Annotated in this window: 1 pseudogene; it reads left to right on the top strand. The window is 67.1% G+C overall.

Going from position 1 to position 210, the window contains the following annotated elements:
- Positions 1 to 210, top strand: a pseudogene (locus tag EXE42_RS20135) (hypothetical protein); the annotation flags it as partial.

Here is a 210-nt window from a genome sequence, read left to right as displayed (position 1 = left end):
GTCCACTACGCCGACGGCAGCACCTACGGCGAAAAGACGGTCGAGCGGGCGGTGCGCGCGACCGACGAGACGTACACGCCGCCGGAGGCAACCGATACCTCGTCCGATGCGAACGCTACAGCGGGTACCGCAGCAGACTCATCGCAGTCCGACACGACGGATCCCGCGTCGGCGCCGACAGAGACACCCGATACACCTGTTGACGCGGTC

Source organism: Halorubrum sp. SP3, assembly GCF_005435195.1.
Classification (GTDB): domain Archaea; phylum Halobacteriota; class Halobacteria; order Halobacteriales; family Haloferacaceae; genus Halorubrum; species Halorubrum sodomense.
This window is presented reverse-complemented; position numbering and strand designations above follow the sequence as displayed.